Source organism: Nocardia sp. NPDC055165 (genome assembly GCF_053606985.1).
In genome coordinates this window covers 230029-254454 of sequence record NZ_JBSGSS010000002.1, presented here as the reverse complement: position 1 = coordinate 254454, position 24426 = coordinate 230029, and the positions used below count along the sequence as shown (strand labels likewise).

The following is a 24426-nucleotide window of genomic DNA, read 5'->3' as shown; positions in this document are numbered from 1 at the left end:
CCGGTGTCCACGTCGGCGTCTCCCGTTCGTCTGCGGGTGTCCTTCACCGGTTTCCTGTGGGTGTTCGCCGCGGCCGCGGTACTCGTCGCCGGCGGGCTGTCCTATGCCGCGAGTTCACAGCCCGACGGGCTCGACGCCACCACCCGACGCGGGTGCACCACGGTCGAGGTGAACGGGGTTGAGGAACTGCACGGTGAGTGCATCGCGCGCAGCGCCGAGGAACACCGGTTCGCCGGTTCTCCGCTGGCGGACTACGCGATCGACGGCAACAGTGATCTGGCCGGTCCGGCAGGCGTGGTCGGCGTCGGGGTCGCCTTCGCCGTGCTGTTCGCGGTGGTCCGGATCGGCCGAAGCGGATCGCGCTCCGGGGGTCGGCGCGATGATGTCGCGGCGCGGTCGGATGCGGAGCCGGAGTAGGTGAGCGCCGCGGTCCACCGGCTGTATCTGGCGGGGAATTCACCGGCGCATCGGGCACCGACCGAGGTCAAGATCGTGTGCGCGGTGGTTGCGGTGTTCGCGGTCGTGGCGACACCACGAGAGTTGTTGTGGCCGTTCGGCTGTTATGCCCTGGGCTTGGTGGCGCTGTGGCGGTGGTGGGGAATCGGGTTGCGCTGGATCGGGCCGCGTCTGCTCATCGAGTTGCCGTTCGTCGTGTTGGCGGTCCTGCTGCCTTTCGCCGCCGGGGAACCCCGCACCGACATCTTCGGGCTGTCGCTGTCGGTGACCGGCCTCTACGCAGCGTGGGGCATCATCGCGAAAGGCACTATCGGCGTGGGCATCTCACTGACCTTGGCCGCGACGACGAGCGTGCGCTCCTTGCCCGAGGGGCTGACGCGGCTGCACGTGCCCGGCACGATCGTCATGATCGTGGTCCTGATGCTGCGCTATGTCGACGTGCTGGTCGCCGAGGCGGCGCGGATGCGGCTGGCCCGCATCTCCCGCGGCGACGACCCACGCACCCTGCGCCAAGCCGGTGCGACCGCACGCGGCGCGGGCACCCTGTTCCTGCGATCCTACGAACGCGGCGAACGGGTCCACCTGGCGATGCTGTCGCGCGGATTCGACGGCACCGTGCCCGATGTCGGCACCCCGCCCGCCACCGGCAGGCAGTGGCTGCTCGGCTGCCTGCCCGCGGCCGCCGCGATCGCTGTCTGCGCAGGTGCTTGGATGGTGCGGTGACCGAACCGACGGCGCCGGCGGTGCGTGTGGTCGAGCTGACCTTCGCCTATCCCGACGGGACCGGCGCACTGAACGGGGTGAATCTGCAGATCGCGCCGGGGGAGCGGGTGGCCGTCCTCGGGCCCAACGGCGCGGGCAAATCCACCTTGATGCTGCACCTGAACGGGGTGCTCACCGCCACATCGGGGCAGGTGCACATCGGCGGTGTGCGGCTGGACCGCAACAGTGTTCGCGCCATCCGGCAGCGGGTCGGGGTCGTGTTCCAGGACCCCGACGACCAACTGTTCATGCCGACCGTGGAACAGGATGTCGCGTTCGGTCCCGCCAACTTCGGTGTCCGCGGCGAAGCCCTCGCCGAACACGTCCGCGAGGCGCTCGCCGCGGTAGGGATGACCGACAGGGCCGGGCGTTCACCGGCGCACCTGTCGCTCGGGGAACGCCGCCGCGCCGCGCTGGCCACGGTGCTGTCGTGCCGACCGGAGGTCCTCGTTCTCGACGAACCGGCCGCCAACCTCGATCCGGTGGCACGTCGCGAGCTGGCCGAGATCCTGCTGTCGCTGCCCACCACCATGCTCGTGGTGACCCACGATCTGCCCTACGCGCAACGGATCTGCGAGCGGGTCGTCATCCTCGACGCCGGTGAAGTTGTCGCCGACGGCCCCACCGCCGACATCCTCGGCGATGCCGCGCTGCTCGCCGAACACCGACTCAGCTGAGCGTTCATCCGTCGGCCGGCCATCGCGTCGGAGGGTTGCCCAGGAGTAACCTGAGCGGTGGGTTCCTCCCTCGACGAACCGAGACTGCGATGCACGAAATGGCGATCACCCAGAGTGTCATCGACGCCGTGTGCGAACACGCGGCGGGAGCACGGGTGCACAGCGTGCTGCTGGAAGTGGGCGTGCTGTGCGCGGTCGTTCCGGAGGCGATGCAGTTCTGCTTCGAGCTCGCCGCCGAGGAAACCCTGGCCGAGGGCGCGAGCCTCGAGATCGACGTGGTGCCCGGCCGGGCGGGCTGTCGAAGCTGTGGCGCCGAGTTCACCGTGCTCGAGCCGATCGCCCTGTGCGAGTGCGGCAGCGCCGATGTCGAGATCAGAGCCGGGCACGAACTCCGAATCCGCTCGATGGAAGTGAGCCGAGAATGTGCGCAACCTGTGGATGTGGCGACGACGACGCCGCGGTGATCACCCTCCCGCACGAGCACGAGCACGAGCACGAGCACGAGCACGAGCACGAGCACGGCCACGAGCACGAGCACGGCCACGGCCACGAGCACGAGCCGCACCGGCACAGCCATGGTCACGGTGATGATCACGTGCATCTGCCGGTCACCGAGACCATCACCCTCGAGCAAAAGGTTCTGGCCAAGAACGACCTGTTGGCCCAGCGAAACCGGGACTGGCTCGCCGCCCGCGACATCTTGGCGCTGAACATGACCAGCTCACCCGGCGCGGGCAAGACCACCCTGCTCGAGCGCACGATCCGCGAGTCCACCGAGATACCGATCGCGGTGATCGAGGGCGACCAGGCGACCCTGCTCGACGCCGAGCGGATCGGGGCGACGGGCTGTCGGGTCGTGCAGATCAACACCGGCGCGGGCTGTCATCTCGACGCCGAGATGACCTACCGCGCGCTCGAGTCCCTCGATCCCGCCCCCGGCACCCTGCTGTTCATCGAGAACGTCGGCAACCTGGTGTGCCCGGCCCTGTTCGACCTCGGTGAACGCGGCAAAGTCGTGGTGATCTCGGTGACCGAGGGCACCGACAAGCCGCTGAAGTATCCGCACATGTTCGCCGCGGCGTCTCTGGTCCTCGTCAACAAGATCGATCTGCTGCCCTATGTGGACTTCGACCTGGACAAATGCCGGGAATACGCGGCGTCGATCAACCCGCACGCGCAGATCCTGCCCCTCTCGGTGACCAGCGGTTCCGGCATGGCGCAGTGGTACGACTGGCTCCGGCGGCAGCGGTCAGCAACTATTGAGGATCACTCACCAGCGACATAGACTTGCGTGATCAGGATCACACCGTAGGTTCCCGCGAGCCTGCGATGCCCCGCTTCAGAAAGTGGCGCAGCCCATGCCTACCCAGGAAGCAATCAAAGCAGAACAGGCCCTGATTCACGTGCTGTGGATCAACGCCGGCCTCAGTTGTGACGGTGATTCGGTCGCGCTGACCGCCGCGACGCAGCCCAGTATCGAGGAGATCGCGCTCGGCGCTCTTCCCGGGCTCCCGCAGATCGCGGTGCACTGGCCGCTGATCGATTTCGAATGCGGTCCCACCGGCGGCGCCGACGATTTCCTCGAATGGTTCTTCAAAGCCGACCGGGGTGAACTCGAACCGTTCGTGCTCGTGGTGGAAGGCTCCATCCCGAACGAGCAACTCCACGAGGAGGGCTACTGGTGCGGCTTCGGCAACGATCCCGCCACCGGACAGCCGATGACGACCAGTGAATGGCTCGATCGGCTGGCCCCGAAGGCCACCGCGGTGGTCGCGGTCGGCACCTGTGCCACCTACGGCGGCATCCACGCCATGGCGGGTAACCCCACCGGCGCGATGGGTGTGCCCGACTACCTCGGCTGGGACTGGAAATCCAAGGCCGGGATCCCGATCGTGTGCGTGCCCGGTTGCCCGGTCCATCCGGACAACATGTCCGAAACGCTGACCTACCTGCTCTACATGGCCACCGGACAGGCCCCGATGATTCCCCTCGACGAGGCGCTGCGCCCGAAATGGTTGTTCGGCGCCACCGTCCACGAAGGCTGTGATCGAGCGGGTTACTACGAGGAAGGCGACTTCGCCGACGAGTACGGCTCCCCGAAATGCATTGTGAAACTGGGATGTTGGGGCCCGGTGGTCAAATGCAACGTCCCCAAGCGGGGCTGGATCAACGGCGTCGGTGGCTGCCCGAACGTGGGCGGCATCTGCATCGGCTGCACCATGCCGGGATTCCCGGACAAATTCATGCCGTTCATGGACGAGCCGCCCGGCGGCAAGATCTCCTCGACGGCATCAGGGCTGTACGGGTCGGTGATCCGCAGTCTGCGCCATATCACCGGACGCACGGTGGACAAGGAGCCGCGATGGCGGCACAGGGGCGAGAAGCTGGAATCCGGCGCCACCCGCACCTGGTAGGAGGCGATTGGAATGACTGCCATCATCCCCGAGCCGTCACACAAGCGGATCGATCCCGACAGCCTGGTCGAAATGGCCTGGGACCCGATCACCCGCATCGTCGGCAGCCTGGGAATCTATACCAAGATCGATTTCGAGAACCGTGAAGTGGTCGAGTGTCACAGCACCTCGTCCATCTTCCGCGGCTACTCGATCTTCATGCGGGGCAAGGATCCCCGCGACGCGCATTTCATCACCAGCCGCATCTGCGGGATCTGCGGCGACAATCACGCCACCTGCTCGTGCTACACCCAGAACATGGCCTACGGGGTGAAACCGCCGCACCTGGGCGAGTGGATCGTCAATCTCGGTGAGGCCGCCGAATACATGTTCGACCACAACATCTTTCAAGAGAATCTGGTCGGTGTGGATTTCTGCGAGAAGATGGTCGCCGAGACCAACCCCGGCGTCCTCGCGCAGGCCGAGACCACGCTCGCGCCGCATTCGGACGCACACGGCTATCGCACCATCGCCGACATCATGCGCGCGCTCAATCCGTTCACCGGCGAGTTCTACCGGGAGGCGCTGCACGTCAGCCGCTACACCCGTGAGATGTTCTGCCTGATGGAGGGCAGGCACGTGCACCCGTCGACGCTGTATCCCGGCGGTGTGGGAACCGTCGCGACGATCCAGCTGATGACCGACTACATGACGCGCCTGATGCGCTACGTCGAATTCATGAAGAAGGTCGTGCCGATGCACGACGATCTCTTCGACTTCTTCTACGAGGCGCTGCCGGGCTACGAACAGGTCGGATTGCGGCGCACCCTGCTGGGTTGCTGGGGCTCGTTCCAGGACCCCGAGGTGTGCAATTTCGAGTACAAGGACATGGAGGAGTGGGGTCGGCGGATGTTCGTCACCCCCGGCGTGGTCGTCGACGGGAAACTGGTCACGACGTCCCTGGTCGACATCAATCTCGGCATCCGAATCCTTTTGGGCAGTTCGTATTACGACGACTGGAACGACCAGGAGATGTTCGTGAAGACCGACCCGCTCGGCAATCCGGTCGACCGGCGTCACCCCTGGAACCAGCACACCAACCCCAAGCCGCAGAAGCGCGACATGGACGACAAGTACAGCTGGGTGATGTCGCCGCGCTGGTTCGACGGCACCGACCATCTGGCCCTCGACACCGGCGGCGGCCCGCTGGCCCGGCTGTGGTCGACGGCGCTGGCCGGGCTCGTCGACATCGGCTACGTGAAGTCGACCGGACACAGTGTGCAGATCAACCTGCCCAAGACCGCGTTGAAGGGCCCGGTCAGCTTCGAATGGAAGATCCCCGCGTTCGGCAGCAACACCATCGAACGCAACCGCGCCCGCACCTACTTCCAGGCCTACGCCGCGGCCAGTGCGCTGCACTTCGCGGAGCAGGCGCTCGTGGAGATCCGGGCGGGACGGACCAAGACGTGGGAGCACTTCGAGGTACCGGACGAGAGCATCGGCTGTGGGTTCACCGAGGCGGTGCGCGGGGTCCTGTCCCATCACATGGTGATCAGGGACGGCAAGATCGCGAACTACCACCCGTATCCGCCGACGCCGTGGAATGCCAACCCCCGCGACAGTTTCGGCACGCCGGGACCCTACGAGGACGCGGTGCAGGGCCAGCCGATCTTCGAGGAGAACGACCGCGAGCACTTCAAGGGCATCGACATCATGCGCACCGTGCGCAGCTTCGATCCCTGCCTGCCGTGTGGTGTGCACATGTACCTCGGCAACGGCAAGTCGCTGGAGAAACTCCACTCGCCGACCCAGACACTCACCGGGGAGTAACGGTGATGCCGGATCGTCCGGGGGAGCACGACGAGGCGGCGTTCGACCCAGACCGGTGGCGCGGCGCAGGCGACCGGATCGAGACCCTGCTGGACGCGAGTTCGGCGGGTGGCGTCGTCGCTCGCGAGCGCGCCGAGCAGCTGGTGCGTGAGGTCGCCGACCTCTACGGTGCCGGGCTGGCACGCGTGCTCGAACTGGTCGATGGTGACGTTCGTGAGCAGCTCGTCGCCGACGATCTGGTTGCGAGTCTGCTGCTGGTGCACGGCCTGCATCCGCACGACGTCGACACTCGCGTCCGCGCTGCTCTCGACAGCGTGCGCCCCTACCTGGGCTCCCATGGTGGTGACGTGGAACTGCTCGGCGTGGCCGACGGCGCCGTCCGGCTCGAACTGTCGGGCAGTTGCCGCACCTGCCCCTCGTCGTCGGTGACGCTGGAACTGGCGGTGGAGGACGCGGTGCGTGCCGCCGCGCCGGAAATCGCGTCGATCGAAGTGGCTGCCGCGCAACCGGAATCGGCGGATGCCTTGATCTCCGCCGATTCGTTGTTCGCCCGGGTGCACGCCGACGCCCATCCGGTCGAGTCGCAGCACGGGAGCTGGATAGCGGTTCCGGAGCTGGGGGAACTCGGTGCGGGCGAGGTCGGCGGCTTCGTCATCGGCGGGCAGACCGTGCTCGCCTGCCGGGTCGGTGATGACCTGTTCGTCTACCGCGATCACTGCCCCGCCTGCGACCACTCGCTCGCCGGCGCGGCACTGCATCGTCGGATGGGTTTCCCGGTCGGTGACGCCGTACTGCGCTGCCCGACCTGCCGGGCGCACTACGACGCCGTCCACGCCGGTGCCAGAGTCGACGGCGAAGGACACCTGGAACCACTGCCCGTGCTCGTACGCGCCGGGGAGCTCTCGGTGGCCGTGCCCGTGGGAGTGGCCGGATGAGTTCTGGGCTGGGAGTGCTGCGCCGCCTCACCGTCGACCGCAAACCCGCCGTCCCGGCGGGCGAGCGGTGTGAGATGTGCGCCGAGGCCATCGCCGAAGAGCATCAGCACGTGGTGAATGTCGAAGGGCGCCAACTGTTGTGCGTGTGCCGGGGCTGCTACCTGCTGTTCACCGACCAGAACGCGGTCCTGCGGTACCGCGCGGTGCCCGACCGCTACCTGCGCTTCCCGACCTTCACCATCGGCCACGGTGAATGGGACGCGCTCGAGATCCCGGTGGGCCTGGCGTTCTTCTTCGAGAACTCGGCGCTGGGCCGCACCGTCGCGTTCTATCCGGGACCGGCGGGCGCCACCGAATCCGAGCTGCCCCTCGACCAGTGGCGCACCCTGCTCGACCGGCACCCCGAGATCGATGTCGCGGTCCCCGACGTCGAAGCACTGATGATCCGGGTCCCCGAGCGGGGCACCGCCGAGGCGGCGTGCCTGCTGCTGCCCATCGACACCTGCTACGAATTCGTCGGCCGGATGCGGATGCTGTGGCGCGGATTCGACGGCGGTCAGGATGTGCACCGGTATCTCGACGAGTTCTTCGCCACGGTCTCGGCGCGTGCGCGACCAGGTGGTGCGTGATGTGCCCGGCCTACTCGACGACTTTCGCGGTGCTCGACATCGCGCCGGAGCCCTACGCCGCGACACCGACGCTGTCGGCCCGGATCGGCATCGCGGTGCTCGGTGAGGAACCGGTGCATGCCATCGCCCTGCGCGCACAGGTGCGGATCGAACCGCACCGCCGTAGCTATACCGACGAGGAGAGCGCGGGCCTGGTCGACCTGTTCGGCCCACGCGAACGCTGGCGCGACACCCAGCGCTCCTTCCTCTGGATGCACTGCGCCACCATGGTTCCCGGCTTCCACGGCGGTGCCCAAGTGGACCTGCCGATGCCGTGCACCTACGACTTCGAGGTGAGCGGCGCCAAATACCTGCACGCCCTACGGGAGGGAACAGTGCCGCTGATCTTCCTGTTCAGCGGCACTGTCTTCATCCGGGGCGCCACGGGTTTCGCGGTGCAGCAGATTCCCTGGGACCGGGAGGACAAGTTCGCGATGCCGGTCTCGGTCTGGGACGACCTGATGGCCACGAACTTTCCGAACTCAGGGTGGGTGCGGTTGCACCGCGAGACTCTGGACGCGCTCGCCGCGTACAAATCCAGCCACGGGATGCTCGGCTTCGACGACGCGGTACTGCGCCTGCTCGACACCGCCGAGGAGGACCCATGAGCATCGAGCTGACCAGGTCGCAGGCCAGGGCGCGCGCGGTCGCCGACGCGGTGCTGTACGAGGGCTACCTGCTGTACCCCTACCGGGCGAACTCGCGAAAGAACCAGTCGCGCTGGCAGTTCGGTGTCCTCGGCCCCACCGGGGCGGCCGCGACCGGACTCGGCGAGGAACCGCAACTGTCGGCGCAATGTCTGCTCGACGCGGGGGAGTCCGCCTCGGTCACGCTGACCGTACGGTTTCTGCAGTTGCAGCGCCGGACCGTCGAGGATGCCGGGCACACACCGGTCGCCGAGCTCGTCGCCGAAGGCCGATCGTGGATCAGCTGGGACGAGGCGGTCGAGTGCGAACAGGTGATCGGTCCGCTGCCGCTGACCGATTGGACTGCGCGGCTGACGATTCCGGCCGGCACCGACCACGAGGCGATTCCCGGCCCCGACGGTGCACCGGCCGGACGACTGGTCCGACACCGCGCGCACCTCGACGGGGAAGTCGAGTTGACCGTGGACCGTGACGAGCGCTTTCTGCGCCTCAGTGTCACCCTCCGCAACACCGGCACCCCCGCGACCGACCAGCACGACGCCATCGCCCGCTCCCTGATCGGCGCGCACGTCATCGCCGAAATCGAAGGCGCCCGGTTCGTTTCCCTGCTCGAACCGCCGCCCGACGCCGAAGCGGCCGTCGCCCGATGCTCGCAGCACCGGTGTTTCCCGGTGCTGGCCGGGCCACCCGGTGACCACAGCATCGTGCTGATCTCGCCCATCATTCTCTACGACCACCCCGAGATCGCCGAGCAGAGTGAGGGACCGCTGTTCGACTCCACCGAGATCGACGAGATCCTCACCTTGCGCGTGATGACCATGACCGACGAGGAGAAGGCCCAGGCCCGCGCGACCGACGAGCGGGCGGCGCAGATCATCGACCGCTGCGACGCGATGACACCGGAGACATTGCAGCAGCTGCACGGTGTCCTGCGGAACCCGCACGCCGAGCAGGCCGCGCTGATCCCTGAGGTACCCGACGGTGTCGACTGGTGGGACCCGTTGGCCGACAATGCTGTTCGCCCCGATGCCGACGCGATCATGGTCGGCGCGGTCCGGGTCCGCAACGGGACAAGGGTGCGCTTGCATCCGTCTCGGCGCGCCGATGCCCACGACCTGTTCTACGACGGGCGCACCGCCAAGGTCGTCTCGGTGCACGCCGATGTCGACGGGCAATCCCACGTCGGCGTGGTCATCGAGGACGACCCCGCCGCCGACCTGCACGAATGGTACGGCCGGTACCTGTATTTCGCCCCGGAGGAGATCGAACCGCTCGACAGCCCACGAGAATGAGAGAAGAGGTCGATCATGACGACGATAGGAATGTTCGCGGTGGCGTTGGCCGCCGTGGTGGCTGTGGCCGCCGCAGTGCTCGGCGTGCGTTCGATACCGGATGTCCAGCGCTATCTGAAGATCCGCCGGATGTGAGATGACGGCGCGAGTGCTCGTGGCGGGGATCGGCAACATCTTCCTCGGCGACGACGGTTTCGGACCCGAAGTGGTGCGGCGACTACCGCCGCACGGCGAGACCGTGCGCGTGGTCGACTACGGCATCCGTGGCATGCACCTGGCCTACGACCTGCTCGATCCGTGGGACGCGCTGGTGCTCGTCGACGCCGTCCCCGACCGCGGCGCACCCGGTACTCTCGCGGTCTTCCACGCCGAACCCGGCCCAGCGGGCGCGGCGCAGCTCGACGCGCACGCCATGAACCCCGACGCCGTGTTCGCGAGCGTTCGCGCGCTGGGCGGAACCCTGCCACCGACCGTCGTCGTCGGCTGCCAGGTCGACTCGGTAGAGGAAGGCATCGGCCTGTCCGGCCCGGTAGGTGCCGCGGTCGATCCTGCCGTCGAGGCGGTCGCAGCGGTTCTGGCGCGATTGGTCGCCGATCCGACCGCGATGGTCGCCGACTCGAACGGGCCCGTCGCGCCGTCGAACCGATCGGAGGGGTGAACCATGTGCCTCGGTATCCCCGGACAGGTCGTGGAGATCCTCGACGGATACCACGGGCAACTCGCCCTGGTCACGGTCTCCGGCGAGAACCGCAAGGTGAACATCGGTCTGCTGGAAGAGGATCCGGTGCATCCCGGGGACTGGGTGATCATCCACATGGGTCTGGCGGTCGAGAAGACCGACCAGGCCGGCGCCGCCACCGCACTGGCCGGGCTGAATCTGCTCGGACGAGGCGAACAGTCATGACCGCCGACCGGCAACGTCGGCGCCTCGTGGTTCGCGGGGTGGTGCAGGGCGTCGGCTTCCGGCCCTTCGTCTACACGACCGCCGCGGAACTGTCCCTGTCCGGGTCGGTGGCCAACGACAGCGCCGGGGTGATCATCGAGATCGAAGGCGCCCCCGCCGATCTGGACGAGTTCGCGCGACGCCTGCGCGAGCGCCCACCGCCGTTGGCCGTCGTCGAATCGGTCGACCAGAGCATCGTCGCGTTGCGCGGCGGCACCGGATTCCGTATCGCCGACACCACCCGCGACGGTGGCGGCCGCACCCTGGCTTCACCCGATGTCGCGATCTGCGCGGACTGCGCCACCGAACTGGCCGATCCCACCGACCGGCGCTATCGCCACCCCTTCATCAACTGCACCAACTGCGGACCCCGATTCACCATCATCGCCGAACTGCCCTACGACCGGTCCCGCACGTCGATGGCCGACTTTCCGATGTGTGCCCACTGCGCCGCCGAATACACCGACCCCGCCGACCGCCGCTTCCACGCCCAGCCCATCGCGTGCCCGGACTGCGGCCCGCGTCTGTCCTACCTCGGTCCTTCCGGCTCATCGGCCGAGGGGCCGCTGGACTCGGCGCGAAACCTGTTGCGCGAGGGCGGGATTCTCGCGGTCAAAGGCATCGGCGGTTACCACCTCGCCTGCGATGCCACGAACGAGCGCGCCGTGGCCACCTTGCGGGGCCGAAAGCGGCGAGGCGACAAGCCTTTCGCCGTCATGGTTCCCGACCTCGGCACCGCGCGCACGATCGCGGAGGTCGACGACACCGCCGCGTTACTGCTCACGGGCCCCCAACGCCCGATCGTCCTGCTCGCCCGCAGGGCCCCCGTCCGCATCCCCGCCGAAGCGGCATCCGATGCCGACTCGCACGACATGCTCGATCGCGACACCATCGAACTGGCCCCTTCGGTCGCGCCCCGCAACCCCGACCTGGGCGTCCTGCTCGCCTATACACCGCTGCACCTGCTGCTGTTCGGCTTGTCGGGCGACCGGCCCGTCCCGCGGGTGCTCGTGATGACCTCCGGCAATCTCGGTGGCGAACCGATCTGTTTCGACGACGAGGACGCCCGCACCCGCCTGGCCGCCCTCGCTGACGGCTGGCTGTCGCACGACCGCCGCATCCTGACGCCCTGTGACGATTCGGTCGTGCGCGTGGTCGACGGTGTCGAGCTGCCGCTGCGCCGCTCCCGCGGGTATGCGCCGCTCCCGCTGACCCTGCCGGTCCCGGTGCCGCCGACGCTGGCCGTCGGCGCGGACCTCAAGAACACCTGCGCGGTCGGCGAGGGCCGCTACGCCTGGCTCAGCCAGCACATCGGCGACATGGACGACCTGGCCACCCTGCGTGCCTTCGGCTTCGCCGCCGAGCATCTCGCCGAACTGACCGGGGTAGCGCCCACCCAGCTCGTCACCGACGCGCACCCGCGCTACCGCTCCACCACCTGGGCGCGCACCCACGCCGAAGGCCGTCCGGTCCACACCGTCCAGCACCACCACGCGCACATCGCCGCGGTCATGGGCGAACACGGACTCGGCGCCTCGGACACGGTCACCGGGATCGCGTTCGACGGCACCGGATTCGGACCCGACGGCGCCATCTGGGGTGGTGAAGTCCTGGCCGCCGGCTACAAGGGCTACCGACGGCTCGCACACCTGAAATACGTGCCGCTCGCGGGTGGGGACGTCAGTGTGCACCGGCCCTACCGGATGGCGCTGGCGCACCTGTGGTCGGCCGGACTGGACTGGTCGGACACGATCGCCTCGGTCGCCGCCTGTCCCGCCGACGAACGCGCGGTGCTGGCACACCAATTCGGCTCCGGCTTCGGGTGTACCCCGACGTCGAGCATGGGACGGCTCTTCGACGCCGTATCCTCGCTGGCCGGGGTTCGCCACACCGTCGACTACGAAGCCCAGGCCGCGATCGAACTGGAGGCCCTCGCGCGCGCCGCGGATCCCGGCTCGCGCACCTACCGGTTCGGCCTCGATCACACCGCGGACCCGGCGGTGATCGACCCGGCCCCGGTCGTGGCGGCAGTGGTCACCGACGCCGTTCACGGCGTCCCGGCCGCCGTGATCGCCGCGCGCTTCCATCACGCCGTGGCGGCGCTGGTCCTGGACCTGGCTCTGGATTTCGCACCCCACCCGACGACCGTCGCGCTCTCAGGTGGGGTGTTCCAGAACGCGTTGCTGCTCTCGGCAGCACGCACCGCGCTGCGCGACAACGGATTCCACGTCATCACCCATCGCCGACTGCCGCCCAACGACGGTGGTCTCGCGTTCGGACAACTACTCGCCGCCGGTGCGGGTTGAGCGAAAGGAGAGCAGCGATGTGCCTGGCAGTCCCGGGAAAGGTGCTCAGCCTGCACGAACGCGACGGCACCATGATGTCGGTCGTCGACTTCGGCGGCGTGCACAAAGACGTGTGCCTGGAGTACATTCCGGACGCGGCGATCGGCGACTACGTAGTGGTCCATGTCGGTTTCGCCATCCAGCGCCTCGACGAGGAATCGGCATTGCGCACACTGGCCGAATTCGAGCACCTCGGTGTGCTCAACGAGGAGTTCGGCGACGGGTTCGCCCTCGCCGCCAGACAATCCGGGCTCCCCGATCCCACGGCAGAACCGGCAGCGACCGACTCCGGCGCCGGCGACGACACGGAGGTGACGTCATGAAGTATCTCGACGAATTCAGTGATCCCGACCTGGCGAAGAAGTTGCTCGATCAGATCCGCGGGGCCACCTCCCAGCGGTGGGCCATCATGGAAGTCTGCGGTGGACAGACTCATTCGATCATCCGCCACGGCATCGACCAACTGCTGCCCGACGAGATCGAGATGATCCACGGCCCCGGCTGCCCCGTGTGCGTCACCCCGCTCGAGGTGATCGACAAGGCGCTCGAGATCGCCGCGCAGCCCGGGGTGATCTTCTGCTCCTTCGGCGACATGCTCCGGGTGCCGGGAAGCGAACGCGATCTGTTCCGGGTCAAGAGCGAAGGCGGCGATGTGCGAGTGGTGTACTCGCCACTGGACGCGCTCACCATCGCCAGGCAGAACCCCGATCGGCAGGTGGTGTTCTTCGGCATCGGCTTCGAAACCACCGCACCGGCCAACGCGATGACCGTCTATCAGGCCAAACGGCTGGGCATCGAGAACTTCTCGCTGTTGGTCTCGCACGTGCTCGTTCCGCCCGCCATCGCCGCGATCATGGAATCGCCGAAGTGCCGGGTCCAGGGCTTCCTGGCCGCCGGACATGTCTGCAGTGTCATGGGCACCGAGGAGTACCCGCCGCTGGCCGACAAATACGGAGTGCCGATGGTGGTCACCGGCTTCGAGCCCCTCGACATCCTGGAAGGTATCCGGCGCACCGTGACCCAGCTCGAGGACGGCAGACACCAGCTCGAGAACGCCTATCCCCGAGCGGTCCGCGCCGAAGGCAACCCGGCCGCGAAGACGATGCTCACCGACGTCTTCGAAGTCACCGACCGCGCTTGGCGCGGCATCGGCGTGATCCCCGACAGCGGCTGGCGGCTCTCGGAACGCTACCGCGCCTACGACGCCGAGCACCGGTTCGCGGTCACCGACCTGCACACCGCCGAGTCCTCGATCTGCCGCTCCGGCGAGGTCCTCCAGGGACTGATCAAGCCGCACGAATGCGCCGCTTTCGGCAAACAGTGCACCCCACGAAACCCCTTGGGAGCCACGATGGTCTCCTCCGAAGGTGCCTGCGCGGCCTACTACCTGTACCGACGCCTCGACCTGCCCGCGGAGGTGGCTCATGCGTGAGGACAACGCGGCGACCGGCCTCGACATGGACAGCTGGGTGTGCCCGATGCCGCTGCGCGACTCACCGACCATCGTGATGGGCCACGGTGGCGGGGGAGCGATGTCGGGCGAGCTGATCGAGCACCTGTTCCTGCCCGCGTTCGGCTCCGCCGCCGAAGCCGGCATGGGTGATTCGGCGGTGCTCACCCTCGACGGCGTGCGGTTGGCGTTCTCGACCGACTCCTTCGTCGTCAAACCGCTCGCTTTCCCCGGCGGGTCGATCGGGGACCTGGCCGTCAACGGCACCGTCAACGATCTGTCCATGGCAGGCGCGCGGCCGATGGTGCTGTCCACGGCGTTCATCCTCGAAGAAGGCACCGCACTCGCCGAGATCGCCAGGGTCGCCGAGGCTGTCGGTACTGCCGCGCTCGCGGCCGGGGTCAAGCTGGTCACCGGCGACACCAAGGTCGTCGACTCCGGCCACGGCGACGGCATCTTCATCAACACCGCGGGCATCGGCATCATCGACGCCGGCGTCGACATCCGCCCGCAGCGCGCCCGTCCCGGTGACGTCGTGATCGTCAGCGGTGATATCGGGGTGCACGGCGTCGCCGTGATGAGCTGCCGTGAGGGCCTCGAATTCGGCACCACCGTCTGCAGCGACACCGCCCCGCTCAACGGCCTGGTCGCCGCGATGCTGGCCACCGGCGCCGATGTGCACGTGCTGCGTGACCCGACCCGCGGCGGGGTCGCGGCGACGCTCAACGAGATCGCGGGCGTCGCGAAAGTCGGTGTGGCACTGGACGAACGGAAGCTGCCCGTCCCGCACGCGGTCCGGGATGCGTGTGGGCTGCTCGGGCTCGATCCGATGTATGTCGCCAACGAGGGCAAGCTGGTCGCCTTCGTCGCCTCCAAGGACGCCGACCGGGTGCTCGCGGCGATGCGCGCGCATCCGCTGGGTGCTCGTGCCGAAGCCATCGGTGTGTGCGTCGAGGACCATCCGGGCATGGTGGTCGCCCGCACCGCCCTCGGCGGTACCCGGGTGGTGGATCTGCCTGCCGGAGAACAACTGCCGCGGATCTGCTGACAGGAGGCGCGATCATCGACGGGACCGAGATGTTCGCCCGCTACGCCTACGCGCCCAACCGGCTCGGCTACTGCGGTCCCGCCGACGCGCGGGCGCTGCACAACGGCTCGGCCGCCGATATCCGCGCGCTGGCCCGCCAGTTCTCCGGAGCCTGGCCCTACCTGCGGGCGATGTCGAGACTGACCGGCATCGCCGATCCGCTCGACGCGCGCCTCGTCGAGTCCTATTGGCTCGGTGGCGGGATCGGCGCCGACCTCGACGCCGGCGCGTTCACCACCGAACTGCTCGCGATCATCGCGCCGATGGCCGGACACTACTGGTCGTATCTGAACGCCGATCTCGCCGAGGAAGCCGCCGCCAACCACGGATTCCACGTGTTCGGCGTGTATCCGTGGACCCGCCTGCTGGGACGTGGCGCCGACGAGCACCCGATCCGCATCCTGGACAGTTGCCGTATCACCTGGGGCACCGTGGTGGCTCGCGAAGGCGGGGCTGCTTCCGTCCGCTGTCGGCGGTTGGTCTCGGACGGTCCGCTGCTGCGGTTGTCCGGTCCAGCGCTACGGCGCGCCGAGGTGGATGACGATCACCTCGCGACGGAGGTGGCCGTCGGTGACCAAGTCGCCGTGCATTGGGGGCGCGTGTGTGGCCGCCTCGATTCCGATCAGACGCGGGCATTGGCCACCAGCACCGCACGGCAACTACGGGTGACCAATCGTCGGATGGCCGACACCGCGCGTGCCGCTCTGCGATAGAGAGCATCGACGGGTCGAATTGCATGCGGTGGCTACCGAGCTCGGGATCAGCCGAACGACCATCCACCGCGGATCCCTCGTCCGCCTCGGCGAGAGCTGTTGCGCTCTGGATTTCCGATATCGCCTCAGTTACGTTGCCGCATCGTTGCGACGACGGCGTTCGTCCTGGACGGTTTGTGGGGCGGCGGACCCGTAGGGTCGGTGTCGCCGAGATCGTCTGGAGCTGAGGAGGCTGGTGGGTATGCCCAAGTACTTGTGGCGAGTCAGCTATCTCCAAGAGGGGGCACAAGGTCTATTGGCACAGGGCGGTAGTGCGCGCCGCGCGGCCATCACGGAGATGGTGGAGAGCGTGGGTGGTCGGGTAGAAGCTTGTTATTTCGCGTTCGGCGAGGACGACTTGTTCGTCATCGGTGATGTCCCGGACGATGTCTCCGCCGCAGCGCTCGCGATTCGAACTGCGGCCGCTGGTGCCGCCGTGTCGCACACAGTGGGTCTGCTCAGCCCCGAGCAGATCGACGAAGCGATAGCTAGGGACGTTACCTACCGGCCGCCGACGTAAGTTCCGCCGCATGACGATCACGTTCTGCTCAGCACGACCACGATGCTCCGGGTGGTAGCGGGACGCATGATCTCAGCGCGACGTGCCGACCAGCCTTTTGCGCGTCGAGGCCGACCAAGCGGGCGCGCCCGCGTAGCAGTCCCACTGCGCGAGACTTCGAAGCTGCGTGGTTCAGTCCGCTGTTAGCGTGCGAGAGATGAAACGTGTTACTGCATCGCTCGTCGTCGGTGTCGCGGCCGCGCTCCTAGCGCCATTGCCCGCCGCGGACGCCGACACCGGTTCGTCGTCTTTGTCCGGCGGCGGTTCGTCCTCGTTGTCAGGCAATCAGTCCGAATTGCCGCCGTACGCGCAGTGGATCGGCGAGATCACCCCCGTCGTGGCCGAGGCGAAGACCTACCTTGCCGGTCGGCTGCCCGGCGCGATACGGCCCGCGATCGTCTTCGACATCGACAACACGACGCTGGAAACCTCCTACAACACCGGCCTGATCATCCCGGCGATCCAGCCGGTGCTCGGCCTGGCGACCTGGGCGAAACAGAACGGCGCCGCGATCATCTTCGTCACCGGCAGGCCTGCCTTGGTAAACACTTATTCGCAGGCGAACCTGACCTCGGTCGGCTACCCGGTCGACGCGCTGTACGGCAGCGCGCCGACCACACTGTCGGCGGGCAATTCCGGCTTGGCCGAGTACAAGACCGCGAGCCGGGCCGACATCGAGAGCAAGGGCTACACGATCGTCGCCAATTTCGGCAACAGCCCCTCGGACCTGTCCGGCGGGCATGCCGAGCGCACCTTCAAGTTCCCGGACTACAACGGCGCACTGAACTGATCCGCCTGGGTAGTCGTAAAGCCACAAGTGGCGCGCTCGATGGGCCGTCAGGCGCGATCCCAAATCGGAAGGACCAATGTTCTCACTCACCAGCCCTTCGTCCGAGCCCGCCTCACAGCGCTTCACCCGGCTTGCACTCGGCGGTGTCATGTCGGTTGCCGGCGTCTCGCACCTGACATTCGCGCGCAGTGATTTCCAAGCGCAGGTGCCCGACTGGTTCCCCCTCGACGCCGACCTCACGGTGCTCGGCTCCGGTGTGGCCGAGATCGGATTCGGCCTCGCGCTGTTGGGCCTGCCACGCAAGCGGCGAATAACCGGGATCGCACTTGCCGCGTTCTTTATCGCCATCTTCCCGGGCAATATCGCCCAATACGTCGAGGGCACCACCGCGTTCGGCCTCGACACGGACGCCAAACGCCTGCTCCGCTTGTTCGGTCAGCCCGCGCTGATCGCCGCGGCGCTGTGGGCGGCCGGACTGCCGGAGCGCGCCGAGCTCAACCAGAAGTGACGGGCGCGCCGGACGTGGACATGATCGCCAAACGCGCAGCAGGCGGATACGGCGCGGGCGGGCCGCGGGTCGCTTTCCGGCCGTGTGCAGACCTCGAATCGCGACGCATGCAACACCAGCCGCGAATCGGCAGGTCCGTGCCCGAGACCACTGCCGAGTCGGCGGTGAGGTGGGGAGTACGGAGGTGGTGAACAACGAAGCCACTGCGACCTTGCCGGTGTAGAAGGCGGTGTCCTGCCCGGTTTCGATTGTGGTGTGGACGGTTTCAGCGGCGACAATGAGGCGCCACGGCGTCGACGTGCCCGGCCGAGTCCGTGTGCTCGCGATCCGGCACGACACCGCAGACATCAACGTCGGCACGGCGGGCTGTCGCGGTGTCGTCCACGACCAGCGCCGCTGGGTGGGCTGCGTCAGCACACGCTGAATCGAGCGCTGCAGCATCGATCCCGGAAATCGTGGACGTGTCCCTACCTGCGGTGGGAAGCTCGAAGGAGCCGGATCCCGACCCGAGGGAGCAGCGACATGGTGGACCGGACAAACGCGGCGCAGCGACCGGAGAGCATCCGGAACGTGGCGTTGGTCGGCAGCAGTGGTGCGGGCAAGACGACGCTGGTGGAGGCGCTGGCGTTGGCGACCGGGACGGTGAACCGCGCAGGCCGCGTGGAGGACGGAACATCACTGTCGGACTACGACGAGGTCGAACGGCGACAGCACAGATCTGTGCAGGTGTCGGTGGTCCCGGTGACGTGGGGCGAGGTGAAGGTCAATCTGATCGATACTCCGGGATGCCCGGATTTTGTCGGCGAACTGCGGGCCGGGTTGCGGGCGGCGGACGCGGCCCTCTTCCTGGTGTCGGCGGCCGACGGAGTGCAGGGTGTAGCGGGGCCTACGCGGGAACTGTGGGCCGAATGCGCGCGGGTGGGGATGCCGCGGGCGATCGTGATGACACATCTGGACACGGCGCGGGCGGAGTACGCGGAACTGGTGCAGACGTGTCAGGCACTGCTGACCGGGGGAGCGAGCGACACAATCCTTCCCCTGCACCTGCCGGTCTACGGGCAGAAGACTCCCGATGGGCACCGGCCCGCGATCGGACTGCTGGAACTGCTCGAGCGACGTGTTGCCGACTATCGCAGCGGGAAACGGGTGCGCACCGAACCTTCCGCGGAACAACTCGCGGTGATCGACCCGGCCCGCGATCGGTTGATCGAGGCGATCATCGCCGAGAGCGAAGACGAAACGCTCATGGACCTCTACCTCGACGGCGAACCCGTCGAAGTCGACACCCTGATCGGCGACCTGGAACGAGCCGTGGCGCGCGGAAGCTTCCATCCAGTGCTGTTCGCGGCACCGGCAGCTGAGGAAGCGGAGCAGGGCTTGGGCGTGCTCGAACTGCTGGAACTGATCACAGCAGGGTTCCCGACACCGATCGAACACCCGCTGTCGGCCGCGCCGCGCGGCGACGGCACCGCGCCCATCGCATTGGACTGCGATCCGGCGGCCGAACTCGCCGCGGAGGTCATCCGGACCTCGTCGGACCCGTACGTGGGACGGGTATCGCTGGTGCGGGTGTTTTCCGGCACGCTGCACAGCGAGGACACCGTCCGCGTCTGCGGACCCGAGCACGATGCCGACGACCGGGTCGGCGGGGTCACCGCGCCGTTGGGGAAGCAACAGCAGACACTGACCGAGGCCGTCGCCGGCGATATCGCGTTCGTGAGCAAACTCGGCCACGCGGAAACCGGCGACACCCTCTCCGGCACCGGGAAACCCCTGCTGATCGAGCCGTGGCAGCTGCCGGAACCGTTACTGCCTGTGGCTGTTCGGGCGCAGGGCAGGGCCGATGAGGACAAGCTCTCGCAGGGTCTGACCCGGCTCGTTGCCGAGGATCCGACCCTGCGGCTGGAAAACAACGAACACACCCATCAGCTGGTGCTGTGGTGTCTGGGGGAATCCCACCGGGACGTCGCCCTGGAACGGTTGCGCGGGCGGTTCGGGGTGCGAGTGGAAGTGGAACCGTATCGGGTGGCGTTACGGGAGACGCTCGCCGCGGAAGCCGAGGGGCACGGCAAATTGGTCAAGCAGTCCGGCGGGCACGGGCAGTACGCGGTGTGCCGCATCCAGGTGGAACCGCTGCCTGCGGGGGCGGGATTCGAGTTCGTCGACCGGGTGGTCGGTGGGGTAGTGCCGCGGCAGTTCATCGGGTCGGTGGAGAAAGGGGCACGGGCGCAGGCCGCGCGCGGGGTCACTCCCGGATATCCGCTGGTGGATGTGCGAGTGACACTGATGGACGGGAAAGCGCACTCGGTGGACTCCTCCGACGCCGCCTTCCAGACCTCGGGTGCGCTCGCCCTTCGTGACGCGGCGAACGCGTCTGGGACCCTGCTGCTCGAACCGGTTGCCGCGGTGCGGGTCACGGTCCCCGACGACCAGCTGGGCGCCGTCCTCGGCGACCTGTCCACCCGGCGCGGACGCATTCTCGGCACCGAGCAGGCCGATACCGGCTTCACCCATATCCGGGCCGAGGTACCCGAACTCGAACTGAGCCGGTATGTCATCGACCTGCGATCGCTCACCCACGGGGCGGGGTCGTTCGCCCGCGGGTATTTGCGGCACGAGCCGATGCCGACCGGGGTCGCCGAAAGGGCACGCAAGGAAATCGCCGAGGCGTCGGCCTGAATCGCCGGGGCGATCGTGCAGAGCTGGTCTCCTCTACGGGCGCCGCCGATTGCTAGATGCTTTCGAGTTCGGGCGATTTCGCTGGAGCCCTGAGTGCACAGGTCAGATGAGAAGAACCACCGAGCTCGGTCGGGGTTTCATCGCCGGTATCGACCTGGCGCAACGTGTGCGGCATGGTGCGGGCGGCATCAGCGATGATGTGGGCGTCACGGGCAACCCCCCGAAATCAGGGGGTTTCGATCCATGTCTAAATACTTGTGTTTCACACTAGGCTCGCTCGCATGCTCGTGAAACGCTTTGCTGCCCTTGCCATCGCGGTCGCCGCGTTCGGCGCCGCCTCCACCGGACTCGCCATCGCCGTGCCCGAAACGCCGACGCAGCCCACCATCAGCCACACCGACGCAGCCGAACCGGTCGTCCTGCAGACCGGCTCGGCCGTAATCGATCTACTCGCGTACATCGCGGCGGGCTGCATCGGCAGCTGGAGCCCGGCCCCGCCCGCGCACTGCGTCTGACATCGACCAGGCGGGCCCGTCGGACGATCCGCGGGCCCGTTCCACTGAACGCGCGCTCATGCCGATTATGTAATGTCGGGTAGGGCCTGCTCGAGCTGAGTCCTATGGTCTGGGGATGGCCCTCGATGCTCGGTACCAAGCAGTTCCTTACGAACCGCTGCTCGAACGCGCGATGCGTGATCGTGAGGCCGCCGAGAACGCGATCCAGTTTTTCAGCAGCTTGGCTACCAGCGATGGTGCCGATTCGCAGTACTGGAATGACCCGATCTGGGCGGAGCTGGCCCCGGTCGCTCGTCAGATCGTGAGGCAGCGGCCCGACATTCTCAACCGGACTTTCTCCACGCGGGCGTGGGACGCGGCGTACTGGTTGCTTGCGCCCAACCGCCGGAAGCAGGAAGAACGCAATCCAGTCGGGTTGGCCGAGATCGCAGTATTCGGGGCGGAGCCCCTCGCTTCGGGTGCGACTGCGGGGCAAGGGAATCCGCTTCGGTTTGTGCGTCCGACTACTGCACGAACCATAGCTGACTATGTAGAGAACAATCTGGCGACTGCTTCACATCTGTTCGACGCTGAAGCGATGGAAGCATCCGGTGTCTATAAAGGACCGTGGGATCGCGACTACCATCTCGATCAGCTGGCCCAGTATGCCGAATTGTACCGACTTGCCGCCGACCTGGACGAATGCGTACTGGTAACACTCGACTGAACCAGCAGCTCGGTCAAGCGATGTGTGCCGCGATCGACTCACGACCGGATGCCTCCTGATGCCTGGACCCGCGCGGCCTGAGGTCGTGACGAAAGATCAACAGCACGACATGATCTCGAAAGCCTGCATCGGTGGAACGTCCGCACTTGCCGAGTTGAGCGTGGTTTGACGGGCGGGAGGCGCGGTGCGCCGGATCGAGGCTTGGGCAAGATCTGGCCTGCGGAGCTGATCGCATCGGTGAACAGCGATTTCTTCGTGCCAGGGCTGGCAGGGTGGGAGCGGGGATCGCGGGGCACGCTCATTCTCTGCCCCTCGGGCCGCATTTCTGATAACAGCCGGATCGCCGAGCCCGCGACCGGATGGGCAGTCGGATTCGTGGTGTGCTGGGGGATGGTGATGCCCGTGAAGGGATCTTCGCATACTTTGATATGCGCACCGTCGACTATATGACGGGGCGATCCTGATACCGAGCGCAAGATGGGAGAACGTATGACTGTCGAGTTCCCGCATCTCGACCTGTCCGCGGACGAGGTACTGACCACGACCCGGTCGGTGCGCAAACGTCTCGACCTGGATCGGCCGGTGCCGCTGGAGGTGGTCACCGACGCATTGGAGGTAGCGCTCCAGGCGCCGTCGGGCAGTAACCTGCAAGGCTGGCATTGGATCGTGCTGACCGATCCCGAGCCCAAGAAGATCGTGGCGGAGTACTACTGCAAGTCCTACACCGCCTACGCTGCGGCGGGTGCGGCCGTGCGGCAGGCGAAGCCGCCGAAGGACGCCGATACCGCGGAGAAGGTGGCTTCGAGTGCGACCTATCTGGCGGAGGTGATGGAGCAGGTACCGGTGCTGGTGATCGGTGCGATCCACGTTCCGGGTGGGCAGATGCCGGAGGGGAACCAGGCCGGTCTGTGGGGTTCGCTGCTCCCCGCCGCCTGGAGCTTCGCGCTCGCACTGCGTGAGCGCGGCCTCGGGTCTGCGTGGACCTCACTGCATCTGGAGTACGAACGAGAGGTCGCTGAGGCGCTGGGAGTTCCCCCGAGTATTCGGCAGGGCGTGCTCTTGCCTGTTGCCTACACGAAGGGCACCGACTTCAAGCTCGCCAAACGCGCCCCGCTCGACACGGTACTGCACGTCAACAAATGGTAGTGCTGAGTCGATTCGCCCGCAGCTTCGTCTACGCCGACGGTCGAGAAGCTCTACTCGGCAGCGGCGGGTAGATAGGTCTGTCTTTCTGGACTGCGCAACACGTTCACTCTTGCGGTCTCGGTCCGCTGTTCTGGACACTGTTCGGCGGCGTTGACCTCGACGCTGTTGACTTCGGTGGCGGGGCCCGAGCCAGGCTCGGAACCCGTAGGCTCGATCGGTCCACGCCCCCTCGACCTCTGCGACGCCGTGCTGTGGTCGGGTCAGTGCGTCACGGCGTCGGCGGAGCGGTCACCGAAGGGATGTCGCCAGGTGCGGCGTGCGCTCGCACTACGCGGTGTCTTCGCGAGCACGGTCCCCTTCTCCTTCGGTTCGGCCGAAGGACGGAAGGTCCGCCCGCTCGTGCCGGTGCGACGGGCGAGCCGAAGATCGGCCTTGGTCTGACGCAGGCGCTGCGACGAACGGTGCGCGCCGGCGGTGAGCAGGACCAGGCCGAGCATGCCGAGGGCTCCGAGCACGACTGCCCACAGGAACAACGTGCCCGACGTTGCGGTGATGTGGTAGCCGAGCAGGCTGAAGTCGTCGCTGAGCGTGTGGGCGGGTCCGCTGTTGCTCAGCACGCCCGCCGTGCCGATCACCACCGCGGCGATGAGCAGGACCAGGCCGAGGAAAACAATCATGACAGTCTCCGAATCCGGTTACACCGGTATACGTGTGGTGCCGCCCGCCCGCCGGCCGCGTGCGAGTCGAGCCGATGAGCGGACCGACGATCGTGATGCCACGGTGCACAGCGAGCCGGCGTCACCGCCCTTCACTCCGTGGAATACCCCGATCCGAGCGGGCGACGCAGCTGCCGGGGCGCGATCGTCGAGATGTCACCGCTGGCGACCGTAAGGCCGGTCGCCGAAAGCCTCACCGCGGCTCCGCGATTCGGGGTGGTACCGGCAGGGTGCGGTCGGCGAACCGCCGCAGCACAAGTACCGCGAAGAGCCCGTTCAGCTCGAGCCCCTCGCAGCTGATGCTCAGCTTCGCCGCGCGGCACGGCGACGACCCGCGCACGTTGCTGCTCGTAGCGCCGGGCTGGGTGAAGACCGATCTGGGCGGCTCCAGCGCACGCCTGAACATCGACGAGTCCATGCCACGCCATGGGTGCGGGCTCGGATAGCGCCCCACAGAAACCCCGCACTTTTTGACCGGAATCAACGCGAATCCATGGGAATTCTTGAGAACGGTCGTTTCGTGAAAAAGCCTGGTGCTGAGTACTATTGGGCACTGATGGGTATGTTCTG

28 protein-coding genes are annotated in these 24426 nt (G+C 67.3%); 27 read left to right on the top strand and 1 reads right to left on the bottom strand.

Annotation, left to right across the window (positions count from 1 at the left end; translation table 11 throughout):
- Positions 1 to 3 precede the first annotated feature (3 nt).
- From ACWFRF_RS05225 to ACWFRF_RS05100, 26 genes are all read left to right on the top strand, one after another.
- Positions 4 to 417, top strand: coding sequence for a PDGLE domain-containing protein (locus tag ACWFRF_RS05225; protein WP_452449152.1), 414 nt, complete (start codon positions 4 to 6; stop codon positions 415 to 417).
- Positions 418 to 1179: a cobalt ECF transporter T component CbiQ gene (gene cbiQ / locus ACWFRF_RS05220; RefSeq protein WP_449964956.1), complete on the top strand. Its 762-nt coding sequence runs from the start codon at positions 418 to 420 to the stop codon at positions 1177 to 1179.
- Positions 1176 to 1895 carry an energy-coupling factor ABC transporter ATP-binding protein gene (locus ACWFRF_RS05215; RefSeq protein ID WP_387443737.1) on the top strand — a complete coding sequence of 240 codons (720 nt, stop codon included), beginning with the start codon at positions 1176 to 1178 and terminating at the stop codon, positions 1893 to 1895. Before cbiQ ends, ACWFRF_RS05215 begins: the two co-directional genes overlap by 4 nt.
- 89 nt (positions 1896 to 1984) lie before the next feature.
- Positions 1985 to 2359: a hydrogenase maturation nickel metallochaperone HypA/HybF gene (locus ACWFRF_RS05210; protein WP_378987325.1), complete on the top strand. Its 375-nt coding sequence runs from the start codon at positions 1985 to 1987 to the stop codon at positions 2357 to 2359.
- Positions 2317 to 3180: a hydrogenase nickel incorporation protein HypB gene (gene hypB, locus ACWFRF_RS05205; RefSeq protein WP_452448995.1), complete on the top strand. Its 864-nt coding sequence runs from the start codon at positions 2317 to 2319 to the stop codon at positions 3178 to 3180. Before ACWFRF_RS05210 ends, hypB begins: the two co-directional genes overlap by 43 nt.
- Positions 3181 to 3253: 73 nt before the next feature.
- Positions 3254 to 4309, top strand: a complete 1056-nt coding sequence (locus tag ACWFRF_RS05200; RefSeq protein WP_449964946.1) for an NADH-quinone oxidoreductase subunit B family protein — start codon at positions 3254 to 3256, stop codon at positions 4307 to 4309.
- A gap of 12 nt (positions 4310 to 4321) precedes the next feature.
- Positions 4322 to 6118: a nickel-dependent hydrogenase large subunit gene (locus ACWFRF_RS05195; protein ID WP_379314902.1), complete on the top strand. Its 1797-nt coding sequence runs from the start codon at positions 4322 to 4324 to the stop codon at positions 6116 to 6118.
- Between the two features lie 5 nt (positions 6119 to 6123).
- The gene (locus ACWFRF_RS05190; protein WP_452448994.1) at positions 6124 to 7053 is read left to right on the top strand and encodes a NifU family protein; all 930 of its coding nucleotides are present in this window, start codon (positions 6124 to 6126) and stop codon (positions 7051 to 7053) included.
- Positions 7050 to 7682 carry a DUF5947 family protein gene (locus ACWFRF_RS05185; protein ID WP_378987313.1) on the top strand — a complete coding sequence of 211 codons (633 nt, stop codon included), beginning with the start codon at positions 7050 to 7052 and terminating at the stop codon, positions 7680 to 7682. Before ACWFRF_RS05190 ends, ACWFRF_RS05185 begins: the two co-directional genes overlap by 4 nt.
- On the top strand, positions 7682 to 8329 hold the full coding sequence (locus ACWFRF_RS05180; RefSeq protein WP_452448993.1) for a DUF6084 family protein: 648 nt from the start codon (positions 7682 to 7684) through the stop codon (positions 8327 to 8329). Before ACWFRF_RS05185 ends, ACWFRF_RS05180 begins: the two co-directional genes overlap by 1 nt.
- Before the next feature lie 8 nt (positions 8330 to 8337).
- Entirely contained in the window at positions 8338 to 9660 is a 1323-nt protein-coding gene (locus ACWFRF_RS05175) for a hypothetical protein (RefSeq protein WP_452449151.1), read from the top strand.
- Positions 9661 to 9675: 15 nt separating this feature from the next.
- Positions 9676 to 9795, top strand: coding sequence for a DUF6893 family small protein (locus ACWFRF_RS05170; protein WP_378627967.1), 120 nt, complete (start codon positions 9676 to 9678; stop codon positions 9793 to 9795).
- Between the two features lies 1 nt (position 9796).
- Positions 9797 to 10318 carry a hydrogenase maturation protease gene (locus tag ACWFRF_RS05165; protein WP_452448992.1) on the top strand — a complete coding sequence of 174 codons (522 nt, stop codon included), beginning with the start codon at positions 9797 to 9799 and terminating at the stop codon, positions 10316 to 10318.
- A 3-nt stretch (positions 10319 to 10321) separates the two neighbouring features.
- On the top strand, positions 10322 to 10564 hold the full coding sequence (locus ACWFRF_RS05160; protein ID WP_378627973.1) for a HypC/HybG/HupF family hydrogenase formation chaperone: 243 nt from the start codon (positions 10322 to 10324) through the stop codon (positions 10562 to 10564).
- Positions 10561 to 12909 carry a carbamoyltransferase HypF gene (gene hypF / locus ACWFRF_RS05155; protein ID WP_452448991.1) on the top strand — a complete coding sequence of 783 codons (2349 nt, stop codon included), beginning with the start codon at positions 10561 to 10563 and terminating at the stop codon, positions 12907 to 12909. The genes ACWFRF_RS05160 and hypF overlap by 4 nt, the downstream gene beginning before the upstream one ends.
- Before the next feature lie 17 nt (positions 12910 to 12926).
- A complete protein-coding gene (locus tag ACWFRF_RS05150) occupies positions 12927 to 13271 on the top strand; it encodes a HypC/HybG/HupF family hydrogenase formation chaperone (protein ID WP_378987292.1) in 345 nt (114 codons plus the stop codon).
- On the top strand, positions 13268 to 14380 hold the full coding sequence (hypD, locus tag ACWFRF_RS05145; protein ID WP_378987289.1) for a hydrogenase formation protein HypD: 1113 nt from the start codon (positions 13268 to 13270) through the stop codon (positions 14378 to 14380). The genes ACWFRF_RS05150 and hypD overlap by 4 nt, the downstream gene beginning before the upstream one ends.
- Entirely contained in the window at positions 14373 to 15446 is a 1074-nt protein-coding gene (gene hypE / locus ACWFRF_RS05140) for a hydrogenase expression/formation protein HypE (RefSeq protein ID WP_452448990.1), read from the top strand. The genes hypD and hypE overlap by 8 nt, the downstream gene beginning before the upstream one ends.
- A 29-nt stretch (positions 15447 to 15475) precedes the next feature.
- On the top strand, positions 15476 to 16198 hold the full coding sequence (locus ACWFRF_RS05135; RefSeq protein ID WP_452448989.1) for a DUF6390 family protein: 723 nt from the start codon (positions 15476 to 15478) through the stop codon (positions 16196 to 16198).
- Between the two features lie 241 nt (positions 16199 to 16439).
- On the top strand, positions 16440 to 16757 hold the full coding sequence (locus tag ACWFRF_RS05130; RefSeq protein ID WP_378627985.1) for a GYD domain-containing protein: 318 nt from the start codon (positions 16440 to 16442) through the stop codon (positions 16755 to 16757).
- A 196-nt stretch (positions 16758 to 16953) separates the two neighbouring features.
- Entirely contained in the window at positions 16954 to 17586 is a 633-nt protein-coding gene (locus tag ACWFRF_RS05125) for an HAD family acid phosphatase (protein ID WP_379312687.1), read from the top strand.
- A gap of 148 nt (positions 17587 to 17734) precedes the next feature.
- Positions 17735 to 18094, top strand: coding sequence for a DoxX family protein (locus ACWFRF_RS05120; RefSeq protein ID WP_379312685.1), 360 nt, complete (start codon positions 17735 to 17737; stop codon positions 18092 to 18094).
- A gap of 522 nt (positions 18095 to 18616) precedes the next feature.
- Entirely contained in the window at positions 18617 to 20773 is a 2157-nt protein-coding gene (locus ACWFRF_RS05115) for an elongation factor G-like protein EF-G2 (RefSeq protein ID WP_379312684.1), read from the top strand.
- A 281-nt stretch (positions 20774 to 21054) separates the two neighbouring features.
- The gene (locus tag ACWFRF_RS05110) at positions 21055 to 21288 is read left to right on the top strand and encodes a hypothetical protein (RefSeq protein ID WP_379312683.1); all 234 of its coding nucleotides are present in this window, start codon (positions 21055 to 21057) and stop codon (positions 21286 to 21288) included.
- Positions 21289 to 21403: 115 nt separating this feature from the next.
- Positions 21404 to 21994, top strand: coding sequence for a DUF1877 family protein (locus ACWFRF_RS05105; protein ID WP_379312682.1), 591 nt, complete (start codon positions 21404 to 21406; stop codon positions 21992 to 21994).
- Between the two features lie 489 nt (positions 21995 to 22483).
- Complete coding sequence (locus ACWFRF_RS05100; RefSeq protein ID WP_452448988.1) at positions 22484 to 23140, top strand: nitroreductase family protein; 657 nt, start codon at positions 22484 to 22486, stop codon at positions 23138 to 23140.
- Positions 23141 to 23400: 260 nt separating this feature from the next.
- Here ACWFRF_RS05100 and ACWFRF_RS05095 read toward each other — a convergent pair whose 3' ends face one another.
- Positions 23401 to 23817, bottom strand: coding sequence for a hypothetical protein (locus tag ACWFRF_RS05095; protein ID WP_378759450.1), 417 nt, complete (start codon positions 23815 to 23817; stop codon positions 23401 to 23403).
- A 269-nt stretch (positions 23818 to 24086) separates the two neighbouring features.
- On the opposite strand from ACWFRF_RS05095, the gene ACWFRF_RS05090 reads away from it, so the two are divergent.
- Positions 24087 to 24302, top strand: coding sequence for a hypothetical protein (locus ACWFRF_RS05090; RefSeq protein WP_379312678.1), 216 nt, complete (start codon positions 24087 to 24089; stop codon positions 24300 to 24302).
- Positions 24303 to 24426: the final 124 nt, after the last annotated feature.

Bases quoted from the DNA above. Each gene is read 5' to 3' on its own strand.
- ACWFRF_RS05110 (WP_379312683.1), top strand. From the start codon at position 21,055: ATGCTCGTGAAACGCTTTGCTGCCCTTGCCATCGCGGTCGCCGCGTTC.
- ACWFRF_RS05105 (WP_379312682.1), top strand. From the start codon at position 21,404: ATGGCCCTCGATGCTCGGTACCAAGCAGTTCCTTACGAACCGCTGCTC.
- ACWFRF_RS05185 (WP_378987313.1), top strand. From the start codon at position 7,050: ATGAGTTCTGGGCTGGGAGTGCTGCGCCGCCTCACCGTCGACCGCAAA.
- ACWFRF_RS05100 (WP_452448988.1), top strand. From the start codon at position 22,484: ATGACTGTCGAGTTCCCGCATCTCGACCTGTCCGCGGACGAGGTACTG.
- ACWFRF_RS05150 (WP_378987292.1), top strand. From the start codon at position 12,927: ATGTGCCTGGCAGTCCCGGGAAAGGTGCTCAGCCTGCACGAACGCGAC.
- ACWFRF_RS05180 (WP_452448993.1), top strand. From the start codon at position 7,682: ATGTGCCCGGCCTACTCGACGACTTTCGCGGTGCTCGACATCGCGCCG.
- ACWFRF_RS05135 (WP_452448989.1), top strand. From the start codon at position 15,476: ATGTTCGCCCGCTACGCCTACGCGCCCAACCGGCTCGGCTACTGCGGT.
- hypE (WP_452448990.1), top strand. From the start codon at position 14,373: ATGCGTGAGGACAACGCGGCGACCGGCCTCGACATGGACAGCTGGGTG.
- ACWFRF_RS05190 (WP_452448994.1), top strand. From the start codon at position 6,124: ATGCCGGATCGTCCGGGGGAGCACGACGAGGCGGCGTTCGACCCAGAC.
- ACWFRF_RS05130 (WP_378627985.1), top strand. From the start codon at position 16,440: ATGCCCAAGTACTTGTGGCGAGTCAGCTATCTCCAAGAGGGGGCACAA.
- ACWFRF_RS05170 (WP_378627967.1), top strand. From the start codon at position 9,676: ATGACGACGATAGGAATGTTCGCGGTGGCGTTGGCCGCCGTGGTGGCT.
- ACWFRF_RS05125 (WP_379312687.1), top strand. From the start codon at position 16,954: ATGAAACGTGTTACTGCATCGCTCGTCGTCGGTGTCGCGGCCGCGCTC.
- hypF (WP_452448991.1), top strand. From the start codon at position 10,561: ATGACCGCCGACCGGCAACGTCGGCGCCTCGTGGTTCGCGGGGTGGTG.
- ACWFRF_RS05210 (WP_378987325.1), top strand. From the start codon at position 1,985: ATGCACGAAATGGCGATCACCCAGAGTGTCATCGACGCCGTGTGCGAA.
- ACWFRF_RS05165 (WP_452448992.1), top strand. From the start codon at position 9,797: ATGACGGCGCGAGTGCTCGTGGCGGGGATCGGCAACATCTTCCTCGGC.
- ACWFRF_RS05120 (WP_379312685.1), top strand. From the start codon at position 17,735: ATGTCGGTTGCCGGCGTCTCGCACCTGACATTCGCGCGCAGTGATTTC.
- ACWFRF_RS05115 (WP_379312684.1), top strand. From the start codon at position 18,617: ATGGTGGACCGGACAAACGCGGCGCAGCGACCGGAGAGCATCCGGAAC.
- ACWFRF_RS05200 (WP_449964946.1), top strand. From the start codon at position 3,254: ATGCCTACCCAGGAAGCAATCAAAGCAGAACAGGCCCTGATTCACGTG.
- ACWFRF_RS05160 (WP_378627973.1), top strand. From the start codon at position 10,322: ATGTGCCTCGGTATCCCCGGACAGGTCGTGGAGATCCTCGACGGATAC.
- ACWFRF_RS05195 (WP_379314902.1), top strand. From the start codon at position 4,322: ATGACTGCCATCATCCCCGAGCCGTCACACAAGCGGATCGATCCCGAC.
- ACWFRF_RS05095 (WP_378759450.1), bottom strand. From the start codon at position 23,817: ATGATTGTTTTCCTCGGCCTGGTCCTGCTCATCGCCGCGGTGGTGATC.
- hypD (WP_378987289.1), top strand. From the start codon at position 13,268: ATGAAGTATCTCGACGAATTCAGTGATCCCGACCTGGCGAAGAAGTTG.
- hypB (WP_452448995.1), top strand. From the start codon at position 2,317: ATGTGCGCAACCTGTGGATGTGGCGACGACGACGCCGCGGTGATCACC.